The sequence below is a fragment of the Pseudomonas sp. NPDC090755 genome, assembly GCF_044769005.1.
Classification (GTDB): Bacteria; Pseudomonadota; Gammaproteobacteria; order Pseudomonadales; family Pseudomonadaceae; genus Aquipseudomonas.
This window is the reverse complement of record NZ_JBIVXC010000010.1, coordinates 1-12,184: the sequence shown is the minus strand read 5'-3', so window position 1 is coordinate 12,184 and position 12,184 is coordinate 1. Positions and strand designations below refer to the sequence as shown.

Annotated in this window: 16 protein-coding genes and 1 pseudogene; 7 read left to right on the top strand and 10 right to left on the bottom strand. The window is 59.4% G+C overall.

The window, feature by feature from the left end:
• Positions 1–143: 143 nt before the first annotated feature.
• Positions 144–509 carry a 5-carboxymethyl-2-hydroxymuconate Delta-isomerase gene (locus ACIQUS_RS15795; RefSeq protein ID WP_403048271.1) on the bottom strand — a complete coding sequence of 122 codons (366 nt, stop codon included), beginning with the start codon at positions 507–509 and terminating at the stop codon, positions 144–146.
• Between the two features lie 117 nt (positions 510–626).
• Between ACIQUS_RS15795 and ACIQUS_RS15790 the strand changes: the two genes are divergently transcribed.
• Positions 627–854, top strand: coding sequence for a YdcH family protein (locus tag ACIQUS_RS15790; protein ID WP_403048270.1), 228 nt, complete (start codon positions 627–629; stop codon positions 852–854).
• 65 nt (positions 855–919) lie between these two features.
• Here ACIQUS_RS15790 and ACIQUS_RS15785 read toward each other — a convergent pair whose 3' ends face one another.
• Positions 920–1,723, bottom strand: a complete 804-nt coding sequence (locus ACIQUS_RS15785; protein WP_403048269.1) for a phytanoyl-CoA dioxygenase family protein — start codon at positions 1,721–1,723, stop codon at positions 920–922.
• Positions 1,724–1,927: 204 nt separating this feature from the next.
• Between ACIQUS_RS15785 and ACIQUS_RS15780 the strand changes: the two genes are divergently transcribed.
• Positions 1,928–3,328 carry an amino acid permease gene (locus tag ACIQUS_RS15780; protein WP_403048268.1) on the top strand — a complete coding sequence of 467 codons (1,401 nt, stop codon included), beginning with the start codon at positions 1,928–1,930 and terminating at the stop codon, positions 3,326–3,328.
• 1 nt (position 3,329) lies between these two features.
• Here ACIQUS_RS15780 and ACIQUS_RS15775 read toward each other — a convergent pair whose 3' ends face one another.
• Positions 3,330–4,226 (bottom strand): LysR substrate-binding domain-containing protein, encoded by an 897-nt coding sequence (locus ACIQUS_RS15775; RefSeq protein WP_403048267.1) that lies wholly within the window; start codon positions 4,224–4,226, stop codon positions 3,330–3,332.
• 171 nt (positions 4,227–4,397) lie between these two features.
• A complete protein-coding gene (locus ACIQUS_RS15770) occupies positions 4,398–5,837 on the bottom strand; it encodes an alanine/glycine:cation symporter family protein (protein ID WP_403048266.1) in 1,440 nt (479 codons plus the stop codon).
• 637 nt (positions 5,838–6,474) lie between these two features.
• Between ACIQUS_RS15770 and ACIQUS_RS15765 the strand changes: the two genes are divergently transcribed.
• A complete protein-coding gene (locus tag ACIQUS_RS15765) occupies positions 6,475–7,317 on the top strand; it encodes a hypothetical protein (RefSeq protein ID WP_403048265.1) in 843 nt (280 codons plus the stop codon).
• 7 nt (positions 7,318–7,324) lie between these two features.
• Here ACIQUS_RS15765 and ACIQUS_RS15760 read toward each other — a convergent pair whose 3' ends face one another.
• Positions 7,325–7,498 carry a hypothetical protein gene (locus tag ACIQUS_RS15760; RefSeq protein WP_403048507.1) on the bottom strand — a complete coding sequence of 58 codons (174 nt, stop codon included), beginning with the start codon at positions 7,496–7,498 and terminating at the stop codon, positions 7,325–7,327.
• 46 nt (positions 7,499–7,544) lie between these two features.
• On the opposite strand from ACIQUS_RS15760, the gene ACIQUS_RS15755 reads away from it, so the two are divergent.
• Positions 7,545–7,790: a hypothetical protein gene (locus tag ACIQUS_RS15755; protein ID WP_403048264.1), complete on the top strand. Its 246-nt coding sequence runs from the start codon at positions 7,545–7,547 to the stop codon at positions 7,788–7,790.
• A gap of 23 nt (positions 7,791–7,813) precedes the next feature.
• Positions 7,814–8,032 carry a helix-turn-helix transcriptional regulator gene (locus ACIQUS_RS15750; RefSeq protein ID WP_403048263.1) on the top strand — a complete coding sequence of 73 codons (219 nt, stop codon included), beginning with the start codon at positions 7,814–7,816 and terminating at the stop codon, positions 8,030–8,032.
• 137 nt (positions 8,033–8,169) lie between these two features.
• On the opposite strand, the gene ACIQUS_RS15745 is transcribed toward ACIQUS_RS15750, so the two are convergent.
• Complete coding sequence (locus ACIQUS_RS15745) at positions 8,170–8,376, bottom strand: hypothetical protein (protein ID WP_403048262.1); 207 nt, start codon at positions 8,374–8,376, stop codon at positions 8,170–8,172.
• A 468-nt stretch (positions 8,377–8,844) separates the two neighbouring features.
• Here ACIQUS_RS15745 and ACIQUS_RS15740 point away from each other — a divergent pair, with 468 nt between their 5' ends.
• Together ACIQUS_RS15740 and ACIQUS_RS15735 are read left to right on the top strand one after the other, a co-directional pair.
• Entirely contained in the window at positions 8,845–9,093 is a 249-nt protein-coding gene (locus ACIQUS_RS15740) for a hypothetical protein (protein ID WP_403048261.1), read from the top strand.
• Entirely contained in the window at positions 9,068–9,898 is an 831-nt protein-coding gene (locus tag ACIQUS_RS15735) for a hypothetical protein (protein WP_403048260.1), read from the top strand. The genes ACIQUS_RS15740 and ACIQUS_RS15735 overlap by 26 nt, the downstream gene beginning before the upstream one ends.
• Positions 9,899–9,967: 69 nt before the next feature.
• On the opposite strand, the gene ACIQUS_RS15730 is transcribed toward ACIQUS_RS15735, so the two are convergent.
• The 4 genes and pseudogenes from ACIQUS_RS15730 to ACIQUS_RS15715 all read right to left on the bottom strand — a co-directional run.
• Positions 9,968–10,450, bottom strand: a complete 483-nt coding sequence (locus ACIQUS_RS15730) for a lysis protein (RefSeq protein WP_403048259.1) — start codon at positions 10,448–10,450, stop codon at positions 9,968–9,970.
• A complete protein-coding gene (locus ACIQUS_RS15725) occupies positions 10,447–11,103 on the bottom strand; it encodes a glycoside hydrolase family 19 protein (RefSeq protein WP_403048258.1) in 657 nt (218 codons plus the stop codon). Before ACIQUS_RS15725 ends, ACIQUS_RS15730 begins: the two co-directional genes overlap by 4 nt.
• A gap of 59 nt (positions 11,104–11,162) precedes the next feature.
• Positions 11,163–11,522 carry a tail fiber assembly protein gene (locus tag ACIQUS_RS15720; RefSeq protein ID WP_403048257.1) on the bottom strand — a complete coding sequence of 120 codons (360 nt, stop codon included), beginning with the start codon at positions 11,520–11,522 and terminating at the stop codon, positions 11,163–11,165.
• A pseudogene (locus tag ACIQUS_RS15715) lies at positions 11,519–12,184 on the bottom strand (hypothetical protein); the annotation flags it as partial. The pseudogene ACIQUS_RS15715 and the gene ACIQUS_RS15720, both read right to left, overlap by 4 nt.

The following is a 12,184-nucleotide window of genomic DNA, read 5'->3' as shown; positions in this document are numbered from 1 at the left end:
CGGTGCCGTTGCGGCACCACCTTTGAACAGCCCGGACTTTAAGTAGCGCGCCATCAATTTTTCGTGAAAAAGACGCCAACAATTGGTGGATTGGCGTCAACTTCTTCATTACATTTTTTTCACATTAAATATGCCTGTGACAACTATCCCGGCAGATGCGTTTTTCTATAGGAATCACGATCGATATCGAGCACTTCGACACATAGCTGAATATCCAGCCCAGGTGTAGCCACAATGGCATCCTTGAGCACCCCCAACAGGCTGTCCGACAACTGGCCCTTCACGTCAGGGGAACGACCACTGAGGATGGCCAGCTTGATGTGGGCAAAGGCGCGCTCCACCGGAGCTACGCCCACCCGGAAAGCCCCCTGGGCCACGGCGCGGCTCTTGATGTCCAGCTCATCGGCGAACTGCCCGCTACCCACCAGCGCATGGTTCAGGCGCAGCAGCAGACGGTCGACGTCCAGCCCGGGCAGGTTGTCGCTGTATTCCACATGAAGGTGAGGCATCGCAAAAAACCTTGAGGTCAGAATTGTTGCGACAGACTACCGCACCCCCGGAACCCGGCAAAGACGACTATTCTCTAAGTTCATGACTTCCACCCCAAACCCCGGAGAGGTGAAGAAATGCCGGTCAAGCACGATTTGCTCGCAGACCTGAACATGACCAGGGAGGCGTTCGACGCCAAGAAAAAAACCGACGCGCGGCTCAGCGAGCTGCACGAAAAGTACAATGCCATCGACGTCGAGGTGGTCAAGGCGGAAAGCAGCAGCGCCACCGACGACCAAATCACCCATTTGCGCAAAAAGCGTCTGCAGATCAAGGACGAAATCGTCGCTCACGTCAAAGCGTAACGCCCCGCAGAATAGTAAAAGCCCCGCAGTTCGCTGCGGGGCTTTCATTTGTCCGGCTGCGGCGATCAGCGCCGCGACCAGACCACCGGAAACCAGTCTTCGCGCATCCGGTCGCCGGTGTTCAGGTCGATGCCTGGGAACGGTGGCGAGGTACGCCCCGGTCGCTGGACGTAGCGCACATCATCGCCCATGAAGCGGGTCGAGAACGCCCGCCGACGATTGGTGCCGGTGTTGCCGGCCGCGCCATGCACGGTACGGAAATCAAAGACCACCGCATCACCCGGCTCCATTTCCGGGGAGAGGATCTGGTACTCGCCGTTCTCCACGTCTGGCATATCCATGAACAGGCTCTCCCCGGTGCCGGCATCCTGGGCGCCGTAGAAGTCCTTGTTGCTGGCCCAGCTTTTCGGCCGTACCGGTTTGGGCCAGCGGTGTGAGCCCAGCACCACGCTCAGGGTGTTGTGGCGGGTCACCGGGTCCAGCGGAATCCAGTAACTGGCGGTTTGCAGGCCGTCCACGCAGTAATACGGCAGGTCCTGGTGCCAGGGCGTCGGCTTGGACGTGCCCGGTTCCTTGACCAGGATATGTTCATGGAACACCTGCACCTGCCGCGACTGCATCAATTCGCCGGCAATCGCCGCCGCCGGAGAGTTCAACACAAAGTCCTTGAAGGTCGGGATCCGCTGCCAGTTGCAGTAGTCCTCGAAGAAGCGCCCGCCTTCGCCGCTGCCGACGTTTTCGATGGCAAAGGCACTGGGCGCGGCCAGGTTCTGCTCGAAACCTTCGCGCAAGGGTTCGATCCAGTCGCGGAATACTCCACGCAACACGACTGCGCCATCACGCTGGAACCGTTCGATATCGGCATTCATCGGGGACCACCTCTCTTGTTGTAATGGCCAGCAGTATTGGACCCCTGTTCGCCCCCGGTAAACGACACTTTGCCTATTCGCCACTATCAGCATTCTGTATGGCCCGGCGTATTGTCAGCCCCGCCCATTGGCCGGTTAATAGCCCTGCCTGTCTCCTTCGGCACCTTGCCACTCAAAAACAAGAACAATGAGGAGTTACCTGGGATGAACGACAACAACAGCGCCTTGCGGCGAGGTCTTAGCACCCGTCATATCCGTTTCATGGCCCTTGGCTCGGCGATCGGCACAGGGCTGTTCTATGGCTCGGCCTCGGCCATCAAACTGGCCGGCCCTTCCGTCCTGTTGGCCTACCTGATTGGCGGCGCGGCCATCTACATGATGATGCGCGCCCTGGGGGAAATGGCCGTGCGCAACCCGGTGTCCGGCTCCTTCGGCCAATACGCCAGCCAGTACCTGGGGCGTTTTCCGGGCTTCCTGACCGGCTGGAGCTACGCGTTTTCCATGCTGGTGGTGTGCCTGGCCGACGTCACGGCCTTCGGCGTCTACATGAGTTTCTGGTTCCCCGACACACCACGCTGGATCTGGGTGCTGGGCATCGTGTTCTTTATCGGTGCCCTGAACCTGTGCAGCGTCAGGGTGTTCGGCGAGCTGGAGTTCTGGCTGTCACTGCTCAAGGTCACCGCGATCGTCTCGATGATCCTTGCCGGTGGCGCGGTGCTGATGTTCGGCATCCAGCTGGGCGGCTCGGCCGAGCAGGTGGCCACGGTCAGCAACCTGTGGAGCCACGGTGGCTTCTTTCCCAACGGTGTGAGCGGCATGATCGCCTCCTTCACCGTGGTGATGTTCGCCTTCGGCGGGGTCGAGATGATCGGTATCACCGCCGGCGAGGCGCGGGATCCGCAGCGGGTCATCCCCAAGGCGATCAACTCGGTGCCGCTGCGTATCCTGCTGTTCTATGTGTTCACCCTGTTCGTGCTGATGTCGATCTATCCCTGGTCGAGGATCGGCAGCGAAGGCAGCCCGTTCGTACAGATATTCAGCGGCCTGGGCATCGACTCGGCCGCCACCTTGCTCAATATCGTAGTGATCTCGGCGGCGGTGTCGGCGATCAACAGCGACATCTTCAGTGCCGGGCGGATGATGTACGGCATGGCCCAGAACGGCCAGGCCCCTGCCGGCTTCTCAAAGCTGTCGCGCTTCGGGGTGCCGTGGATGACCGTGGTGGTGATGGCGGTGGCGCTGTTGTTCGGTGTCCTGCTCAACTACCTGGCGCCGGAAAACCTGTTCCTGATCCTGGCTGCGGTGGTGACCTTCTCGATCGTCTGGGTGTGGCTGATGATCCTGCTGTCACAAATGGTCATGCGCCGTGGCATGAGCGCCAAGGACGTCAGTGCCCTGCACTTCCCGGTGCCCCTCTGGCCGGTCGGCCCGGTCCTGGCGGCGCTGTTCATGCTGTTCATCTTCGGCGTGCTGGCCTGGTTCCCGGATACCCGCATGGCGCTGTATGTGGGCATCGGCTGGCTGGCCCTGCTGTCGCTGGGCTACTGGCTGTGCGTGGCACGCAAGGGTAAATCCCTGGTGGCCGTGGCGGATCCGGCCAGCTGAGTCAGGCGGGAAACTGCTGGCTCGCCCAGTCGAGGAAGGCCTGCGCCGCCGCTGACGGACGCATGGCACTGGACTGGGCCAACACCACTGGCTGCGGGCTGACGCTTTCGAGCAGAGGCCTGCAGGCCAGTGGTTTGCCGTCGTAGCTGCAATCACTCACCGGCCGGGTGCACGACAGCGCCACGCCATAGCCATGGGCAACCAGTCCGCGCTGCATCTCGAAGGTTTGGGTCAATTGCAAGGCAGCCGGTTGCAGGTCATGGGTCCAGAACAGTGAAAGGAAGTACTCACGGGTCCTGGCGATGTCTTCAAGGATCAGGCATTCGGCCGCCAGCTCCACCAACGAGACCTTGTCCTGCAGGGCCAGGGGGTGGTCCGCCGGCAACAGCGCATGGGGCGTCAACTGCGCCAGCACGCGCTTCTCGATCGGTGAGTCCAGGCCGACATCGTAGGTCAGCGCCAGCTCTGCCTTGCCATCGCCAAGCCGGCGGTTGACCTCGGCAAGGTCCGCCTCGAACAGGGTGATGGTGACTTCGGGATAGCGCTGGCGAAAGCCGCTCAACAGCCGCGGCGCATAGTACGGCCCCAGGTCCTGGAAACAGATCAGGCTCAGGGCCCCGCGCACCCCGGCCTGCTCCTCGCCCCGGCCACTGATCGCACTCGCCAGGTTGAGCATGTCCCGTGCCTGCTCCAGCAACTTGCGCCCTGCCGGTGTCAGTTCAAGGCCGCGACTGACCTGGCGGTGAAAGAGCTTTTCACCCAGGGTCGCTTCCAGCTGCGACAAGGCCAGGGACACCGACGGCTGGGAAATATGCTTGGCCCGCGCCGCGGCACTGACGCTGCCCTGCTCGGCGGCGGCGACGAAATACTCCAGCTGGCGCAAGGTGAATCCGATCATCGCAAGGCCCTGACGGGTGGTTGGACAGTCGGGCCATTATGGCCGGTTGTGCCTGTCAGTCCAGCGATTGGTTCTGGCCGCTTTGCGGCCCATCGCGGCCTTTGGCCGCTCCCACAATGTCCGCATATACCCTGTGGGAGCGGCCGCAGGCCGCGATGGGGTGCACATCTGCTACCGCTCTTGCACCGGATGCAGAGACGGTGCGGCGCCCTCGGCCCCACCCCAGATCTGTGCATCGATCTTGCCCGCCAGTTCCGGGTAATCCTTGGCATTGAACTCCGGCGTACCCACCGCGCGCTGGGCAAAGTAGTCACGGGTCAACTTGATCACCACACCCGACAGCAAGCAGATCGCGATCAGGTTGATGGTCGCCATCAGCCCCATCGCCGCATCGGCCGCGTCGAACACCGTGGCCACACTCTCATAGGCGCCCCACACCACCATCAACAACGCGGCGGTGCGCAACACGGTCAGGCCCAGGCGTGTGTTCAGCTTCAGGTACACCATGGCGTTTTCGGCATAGGTGTAGTTGCCAATGATCGAGGTGAACGCGAAGAAGAAGATCGCAACGGCAATGAAATACTGCCCTGCCGAACCGATATGCACATTCATGGCCGCCTGGGTCAGCGGTGTCCCGGTCATCTCGGGGCCAGGCACCACGCCGGACAGCAGGATCATGATGGCGGTAGCGGTACAGATCAGCAGCGTATCGATGAACACGCCCAGGGCCTGCACAAAACCTTGCGAGGACGGGTGGTGAGGGTTGGGCGTTGCCACGGCAGCGATGTTCGGCGCCGAGCCCATGCCGGCCTCGTTGGAGAACAGGCCACGCTTGACGCCATTGAGCATGGCCCCGGCCACGCCGCCTGCCGCCGACTCAAGGCCGAAGGCACTCTTGATGATCAACATCAGCACCCCGGGCACTTCACCCAGGTTGGTCAGGATCACATAGACCGCCACCAGCAGATAGGCACCGGCCATGAAAGGCACGATCCACTCGGCAATGCGGGCGATCTTCTTGATACCGCCAAAGATCACCAACCCGGCCAGCACCGCCACCACCACACCGGTGGTCAGCTTGGGTACACCAAAGGCGCCCTGGGTTGCATCGGCAATGGAGTTGGCCTGCACCGCACCGAACACCAGGCCAAAGGCAATGATCAGGCACACCGAGAAAATGGCGGCGGCCCAGGGCGCATTCAGGCCTCTGGCTATATAGAACGCCGGACCACCGCGGTACTCACCGTTGCCGTTACGCACCTTGTACAGCTGCGCCAGGGTGCTTTCCGCGTAGGCTGTCGCCATGCCGAGCGAGGCCACCACCCACATCCAGAACACCGCCCCCGGCCCACCGAGGGTAATGGCCACGGCCACCCCCGCGAGGTTACCGGTACCGACCCGCGATGCCAGGCTGGTACACAACGCCTGGAACGGCGTGATGCCGCTGGCATCCTTGGCCGGCGCGCGCAGCACCGAGCGGAAGAATTCGGGCAGATGGCGGAACTGGATAAAGCCCAAGCGGACAGTGAAGTAGATACCTGCGGCCAGCAGGCCATAGATCAGGACATACCCCCAGAAGAAGGTATTGAGTGCGTTGATCACGGCTGTCATTGTCTGTTCCCAAATAAAGCGCAGGGCCACTGGAGGGCCTTGCTCAGTCTGTTAAGCAACCGGTGCAAAGGACGGCTCGGGCCTTTTCAGTACCAAAGGCCTGCAGCAAGGGGAGAACGCCAGCAGGTTCTGCGAAGCGCTTCGGCATCACCGGTTTCGTGATGAAAGATGTCGAGCCAGGGCTCGAATAGGCCAGCCTCGGTTAGCGAACGGGCTGATTCTTGTGTGAGAGCCCGGCATGGTAGCAGAACTCACTACTGCCTTCCTGGATGAGGCAGCGCAGGGCGGGTTACAACGACGACAATTTGTGTACCGTGCAGAAACGAAAAAGCCCCGCAGACATAAATCTGCGGGGCTTTCGTATATGGCGGAGAGATAGGGATTTGAACCCTAGGTACCCGCGAAGGTACAACGGATTTCGAATCCGTTTTTGGCTCCACATTTTTTTGGGACATTTTTAAAAAACCCAATCATTTCAGGAACTTCAACGCATCATAACGCAACACAGCTCCACATAGATCGGGGGAGCTATTCCCCCAAAATTCCCCCCGCGAAAATTGCTAGGATCGCACCGGACAAAAGCTGGCGATCTGCCCAGTTTTTAGACAGGTCATCATCAACGGGGCGGTGCACAGGCATGGGTTCAGAGGTAGCGCGGGTCAAGCAGCGATCCGCAAGCAGGAAGCTGGTCGAGGACTTGTTCGAAGATTCCCAGCGTGTGTACGTGGTGCACTACTCCTGCGAATCGTTCTATGAAAACTCCACCGGAGGGTCAACAAGGGTCACCTCCATTGCTATTCGCAACCTGCGGACTGCGCAAACCCGATCTTGGTCCATTCACAAATCGGCTGAGCTCCAAGGCTGCCTGGATCAGATCAACGAGAATTTCCCGGCCCTCGAGAAGGCTATGCTCGAAGGATATTTCGATTTCCTCCGGCAGAACAGCAACTGTCGGTTCCTTCACTGGAACATGCGAGACGAAAATTACGGATTTTTTGCTCTGGAGCACAGGCTGCGCACGCTTGGTGGTTCGCCTTTCGAGCTTCAGGATGACAAGAAGGTGGACCTCGCTCGCATCCTGGTGGGGATCTACGGACGACAGTATGCCTCTCATACGTCCGAGTCTGGCCGCAAGGGCCGCATATTCAGCATTGTCGAACTGAACCACATTGCAGATCAGGACGGGCTCACCGGTGCCCAAGAGGCTGAAGCCTTCGTTAATGGTGAATACTTGAAGCTGCATCAGTCGACACTGCGGAAGCTGGACATGTTTTCCAACATCTTCGAGCGGATGCATGCGAAGAACCTGAAAACCAGCGGTAGCTGGTTTGACGTGAACGGCATTCACCCGGTGTACATTATCGAGCAGATCAAGGCTCACTGGCTTACCACCTTGATCATCGTCTCGGGCGGCCTCATCGGCGCAGCCGTCAAGTACTGGGATGCGATCTCAAAGCTGTGGGGAGGCGGTGCAAGCTAGAGCCTTTTCACCGGCACGCCTCCACTGCTGCTAAAAGCTGCTTCTCATAGCCGATTCGCTGCCGTCGCTCAGCCAGCAGCGCCCGGACCTTAACCTCAAGGCTGTCGGTCTTTCGCAGGCCAGCAACGCCCTTCAATGGCTTGGGTAATTGCAGCTGAATAGCTCTCGCGCCAAACTGGATATCAGCTTCTTACTCACTCAGCTGCCATGTCGTGGAGCGACCGACTATGGACCCGGAAATCATCCATATCCCTGAACTGGCCAAATTACTAGGGCGTTCCGAATCCTCCATACGAAGCGCAATGCAGATCAATGCAGCTTGGCTGCCTCCTTTCTTCAAGCAAGGACGCCGAATCTGCTGGAGGCTCAAGACTGTCAGGAAATTTCTTGAGGAGTGGGAGCAAACCTATAGCGAACCGCTAAAGCCTGGGCGCAAACGGAAGCCACCACCTACGCTTGCCAGCATACAGTAGCCAATCGAATGCTGGAGGCCTGCATGATTTCAGCTGCAACCGACCGCTTTATGCGCATCGACGAAGTGATCCACGTAACAGGCCTGGCAAGAAACACCATCTATCGGCGGATGCGTGAAGGGACGTTTCCGCAGCAGATTCGCCTTGGACCTAACTCCGTAGCTTGGCTTCAGTCGAGTATCTCGGAATGGATGTCATCCCTGGTGGTTGCTGCTTCGTCGGTTGATAGAAACAGTCAGTAAAGTCAGGGTTATGATTGGCCCGGCCGCCGCGGGAATCATCATGATCACGGCCAGCGCTTCGCTGCACGAATTTAAAGGCCTCGTGGCGACCGTTCACTTCAAGCTCCGACAGGCCACTGATCTGCATCCGCCTTCAGTCAATGCAGCGTGTGCGCGGAACCGCCCAACGAGCGCAACTGGTACTCGGTGACAGCCTGGTACAGCGACTCAGCCTCAAGCCGTAGACGCTCGACCACCTCCGGTGGCTCATTGCAGTCTTGCGCTTCGTGGTAGCGCCTCATCGCATCAATGGCCTGCTTAATCAGCGGCTCACCCGCCTCGATGATTCCCGCCAAGGTCTTCATGTCCTGCCCCTGTTGTTGACTCGGCAAGTATAGGCGGTTGAGCTTCGGCTATAGCCTCGACTGGGTGACCCGGCAGATAGCCCATGCAGTACCTGGACCCGGGCCGGCTGATGATGCAGGAATGGGCCGACCTCATCTCAATCGAACAAGCGGCTCTTTAAGGGCCGCCCTTCTCCGGCGTTCTGCCGATGCACCTCACTGAAACCTTGACTCAGACCAACCATTCGATGCCCAATCGCGACCATCGAATGGTGTCCAAGCTCTACATTGACCATTCGTCGCATGTTTTAATCGGAGCACCCTCTAATGCCCTGTGCATTCAAGGGTGTCCGAATATTTAGTTTGACACGGAGCTTGACGCACGGATAATCGCGGGCCAATGTTGTGAGCAAGCTGTGGATAACTACGGTTTGGCGGAACGAAACCGCCCACCGCTCACGGATGGAGCTTTCAGCCAGGAGCCTTCTTATGACCTACTCACTTTTTTTGAGAACCTCACCCAGCATGCCTTCGGGGAATCACTCGAACCTGCGCAATCGCCAGGACCAGGTATTGGTGAAGGACGAAGTGATCTTCGAAGAGTCGCGCGATCCCTATCGCGCTCTCACGGAGGCTAGCCAGCGTATGCACGACGGAAAGAGCGTGTTTTTTGCAGATCACCAAATGAATCAAGATCAAGGAAGTCGTGATCGTGCCGGAATTTTTTCCCAGAACTAAAGAGCTGCCAGCCCAATCTCCGCTTTTCTGGGTTACCCACAAAGACCGCTACTTGCGCCAACTCCTCCTGAAGGACATTCAGGAGGAGACAGGTCGCGCTCTTATAGTGTATTTCACTGAATGCGAAACATCCGGTGCTCAAATCGACACCGGAGACGACGTGTATTTTTCCGAACTGCTCACTGCGTGCGCAGGAAAACCCGTCGACCTCCTTCTCGAAACCAACGGGGGGATGACGGATGCAGCTGAGAAAATTTGTGCCCTGCTTCGTCATGCAGCGCCAGACTTACGGGTAATAGTTCCTAGGCGAGCAAAAAGCAACGGTACGGTTTTCGCTCTATGCGGTAACGCAATTTTGATGGGGTTTGAGTCAGAGCTCGGCCCGATAGATCCATCTATAAACATGATTCCTGTAGAGTTCGTCTTGAACCAGCCTGCTGCGTTTGGACCTCTTGACGTTGCGTATGCGGCAGCGGCACGGAACCAAACGCGAAAGCTCGCTCGTGACATGCTGTCCACCGGTATGATGAGTGATCGACAGCCCGTTGATATTGAGGAAACAATCAGCAAGCTCGCCACTCGGGACCACTACCATTCGCATGGGTCCGTGATTGATATGCGCGAGGCTGCATCGCTGGGCCTCAAAGTAATCGAGCACCAACCGGACAATGAGCTCTGGAGAAAGATCTGGCTGCTCAGGACGATGTATCACTACGATTGCCGCCAGAACGGCTATGCGAAACTGTTCGAGAGCGCCACAGTAAGTACTGCGGTAGCCGTCCAACGGCAAGCCGGCACCCCATAGCTTTTCGCTAAAGGAAAACAGCGCAGGAATCGACTGCGCTATTTCCTCCTCCGGCGTTCTGCCGACCGATCACATCCCCTTTCGACACACTTCCTTTATATAGGCCTGAGCCGCCCTCAAGGCTACCTGGTCGGCGATGATCCCGGCGCGGATATCGAAAACAGATCGTCCAGCAGCTGGAGCGAGTTCGAAGGCTCCTGCATCACCCAGGCTGGTGGCGCTGGCGGTACCGGGCACGTTGCCGCCACCGGCACGACAACTGCCCGCGATCCGCAACCGGCGATCCCCATCAGCAACAGTGCGGCGCAGGCGATCGTTCTCAGCGAGGTCATCGGCTCTCTCCTTGGTCGTTCTGGTATCAAGGTCATGCAAGGCCTGCCTGGCCTGAGCCACTGCCGCATTCGATATCGCGGTCAGGTCCTGCTGGTGCAGGCGCGCCTGGTCGGCAAGCTGCTTTCCATAACGCCAGTCCTGCACTTTCCATGTAGAAAAACAAGCAATGGCCAACAGCAGGGCCAGCCCAACCGGCTTTATCCAGCCGCTGGCAATCACCCCAGCACCTTCAGCGCCAGGTCATACAGCGCCTTTCGCTCAGCGGCACCGTGCGGCACCCGTCCGGGCTTGCCGATGTTGATGATGCTGCCGATGTCCTGGAAGCGGCCGGCATCGGCCAGTTCGTTGAGGCCGTGCTTTGCCCACCACCAAGCGGCGGACATGGCGGCGTGCTCCGGCTGCTCGAGCAGTTGCGGCTCGTCTTCCAGCGACATGCCCAGGCCGGCACCGGCAGCAGCATAGTTCGCGCGGCCAGTGACCTGCAGCAGGCCGCGCCCACGGTGGCGCCAGCCGTCGTCGGATTTAGTGTTGCCGAGGTTTTTCATCCCCCAGGCGCCACCATAGATGTTGTTCGCGATCGCCTGCTGATTGGCCGGGCTCCCGTCAGTACGGCCATAGGCCCGGGCACTGGCCTCGCCAATGCGTTCACGGCTGAACTTCGCAAGCAGCGCGTCGACGCTATAGTTCAGGCTCTCCACAAGATTCCGCAGTTGGCCAGACTCATGTCCGACCTGGGCCAGGAACGCCGCCTGGCGCACCCGGCTGTCGATCTTGTAGCGCGCCATGGCCCGGTTCAGAGCAGGCAAAAAAATGCCCGCGACTGGGCGGGCTTTGGGGAGGATCTGCAGCAACTGCTGCTCAATGAGAGGCATGCGTTTCTCCAGGCAAAAATAAACCCGCTCAGGGCGGGTATGATCGGCTTGCAGCGACGTTAACCGGGCATGGCCGGCCAGTTGATGGTGTCCGGGTAACCTGGTTGGTCCTGGACCCGATTGAGTGCCACGCGGTATTTCTTCCAGAGGACCAGTTCAGCCTTCTCGGCGTCCGTCGCCTCCTCGATGTCGACTGCATCCTGCAGCGGGGCGATCCGGAGTGCGGCTATCCGCAGCAACGAATCCCGTTTGGCGAGCACCAATGCTTCCGCGCTGGGCTTCCGGGCCTCCAGCCACTGGACGACCACCGGGTCGCTGTCCTCCATCTCCACCCATTCGATTTCGTTCATCGGGCTCTGTGGCGATCCGGAAATACCGACGATTGCACCATCCACGACGTACACATAAACGATGCTCATAGCGAGTACCCCCCGACGTAGTAGTTGAACGACGGCGTGCCCGCCGTGGTGTTGGCTCCAATGCCGACCGTCTGCGGTGTGGTCATCAGTACGTTGGCGAAGTTGCCAATGAACACGGCAGACACAGAACCGATGTAGGTGGACAGGTTCTGTTGCGACTGAGCAGTGGCGTTGTCACCGTTCACCGATACGCTGATGTTGGCCGTAGCAGTGCAGGATGCCGAAATTTCCCCCCAGACCTCTTTGGCGTTGAACGGCACAAAGTTTGCGATCGAAATGTTTTGCCCCGGAATATTCGCCGAGAACGAGAAGAACGTGCCCAGCGGGATAGCGACCTTGCGGTCGCGGACGGTGCAAATCTTGAACTGACCGCTGGCATTGGTAGGTACCACCGTCAGCAGCGCCGAAGCGGTGTAGCCGCTGGGCAGGTTGGCCCCGCCGTACACCGGGGGTTGGACCGCCGCGGTGGCATTCTTCGCCAACAAGGCGGAAGTATCGGTGGTCGGGTTGTAGATGGCGTACAGCGCCACAAATCCGTTAACCGGTGCGGCACCGGTATCCATACCGCCAGCCCCGGTGGTACCCAGGTTCACCGTCTTACTGAAGCTGCTCAGGCGATACGCTTGTCCACCCAACACTGTGCCGACGATGACCTCGTCAGC

Excerpts from the sequence above, each read along its gene's own strand:
- ACIQUS_RS15795 (WP_403048271.1), bottom strand. The coding sequence starts at position 509 with ATGCCTCACCTTCATGTGGAATACAGCGACAACCTGCCCGGGCTGGAC.
- ACIQUS_RS15790 (WP_403048270.1), top strand. The coding sequence starts at position 627 with ATGCCGGTCAAGCACGATTTGCTCGCAGACCTGAACATGACCAGGGAG.
- ACIQUS_RS15785 (WP_403048269.1), bottom strand. The coding sequence starts at position 1,723 with ATGAATGCCGATATCGAACGGTTCCAGCGTGATGGCGCAGTCGTGTTG.
- ACIQUS_RS15780 (WP_403048268.1), top strand. The coding sequence starts at position 1,928 with ATGAACGACAACAACAGCGCCTTGCGGCGAGGTCTTAGCACCCGTCAT.
- ACIQUS_RS15775 (WP_403048267.1), bottom strand. The coding sequence starts at position 4,226 with ATGATCGGATTCACCTTGCGCCAGCTGGAGTATTTCGTCGCCGCCGCC.
- ACIQUS_RS15770 (WP_403048266.1), bottom strand. The coding sequence starts at position 5,837 with ATGACAGCCGTGATCAACGCACTCAATACCTTCTTCTGGGGGTATGTC.
- ACIQUS_RS15765 (WP_403048265.1), top strand. The coding sequence starts at position 6,475 with ATGGGTTCAGAGGTAGCGCGGGTCAAGCAGCGATCCGCAAGCAGGAAG.
- ACIQUS_RS15755 (WP_403048264.1), top strand. The coding sequence starts at position 7,545 with ATGGACCCGGAAATCATCCATATCCCTGAACTGGCCAAATTACTAGGG.
- ACIQUS_RS15750 (WP_403048263.1), top strand. The coding sequence starts at position 7,814 with ATGATTTCAGCTGCAACCGACCGCTTTATGCGCATCGACGAAGTGATC.
- ACIQUS_RS15745 (WP_403048262.1), bottom strand. The coding sequence starts at position 8,376 with ATGAAGACCTTGGCGGGAATCATCGAGGCGGGTGAGCCGCTGATTAAG.
- ACIQUS_RS15740 (WP_403048261.1), top strand. The coding sequence starts at position 8,845 with ATGACCTACTCACTTTTTTTGAGAACCTCACCCAGCATGCCTTCGGGG.
- ACIQUS_RS15725 (WP_403048258.1), bottom strand. The coding sequence starts at position 11,103 with ATGCCTCTCATTGAGCAGCAGTTGCTGCAGATCCTCCCCAAAGCCCGC.
- ACIQUS_RS15720 (WP_403048257.1), bottom strand. The coding sequence starts at position 11,522 with ATGAGCATCGTTTATGTGTACGTCGTGGATGGTGCAATCGTCGGTATT.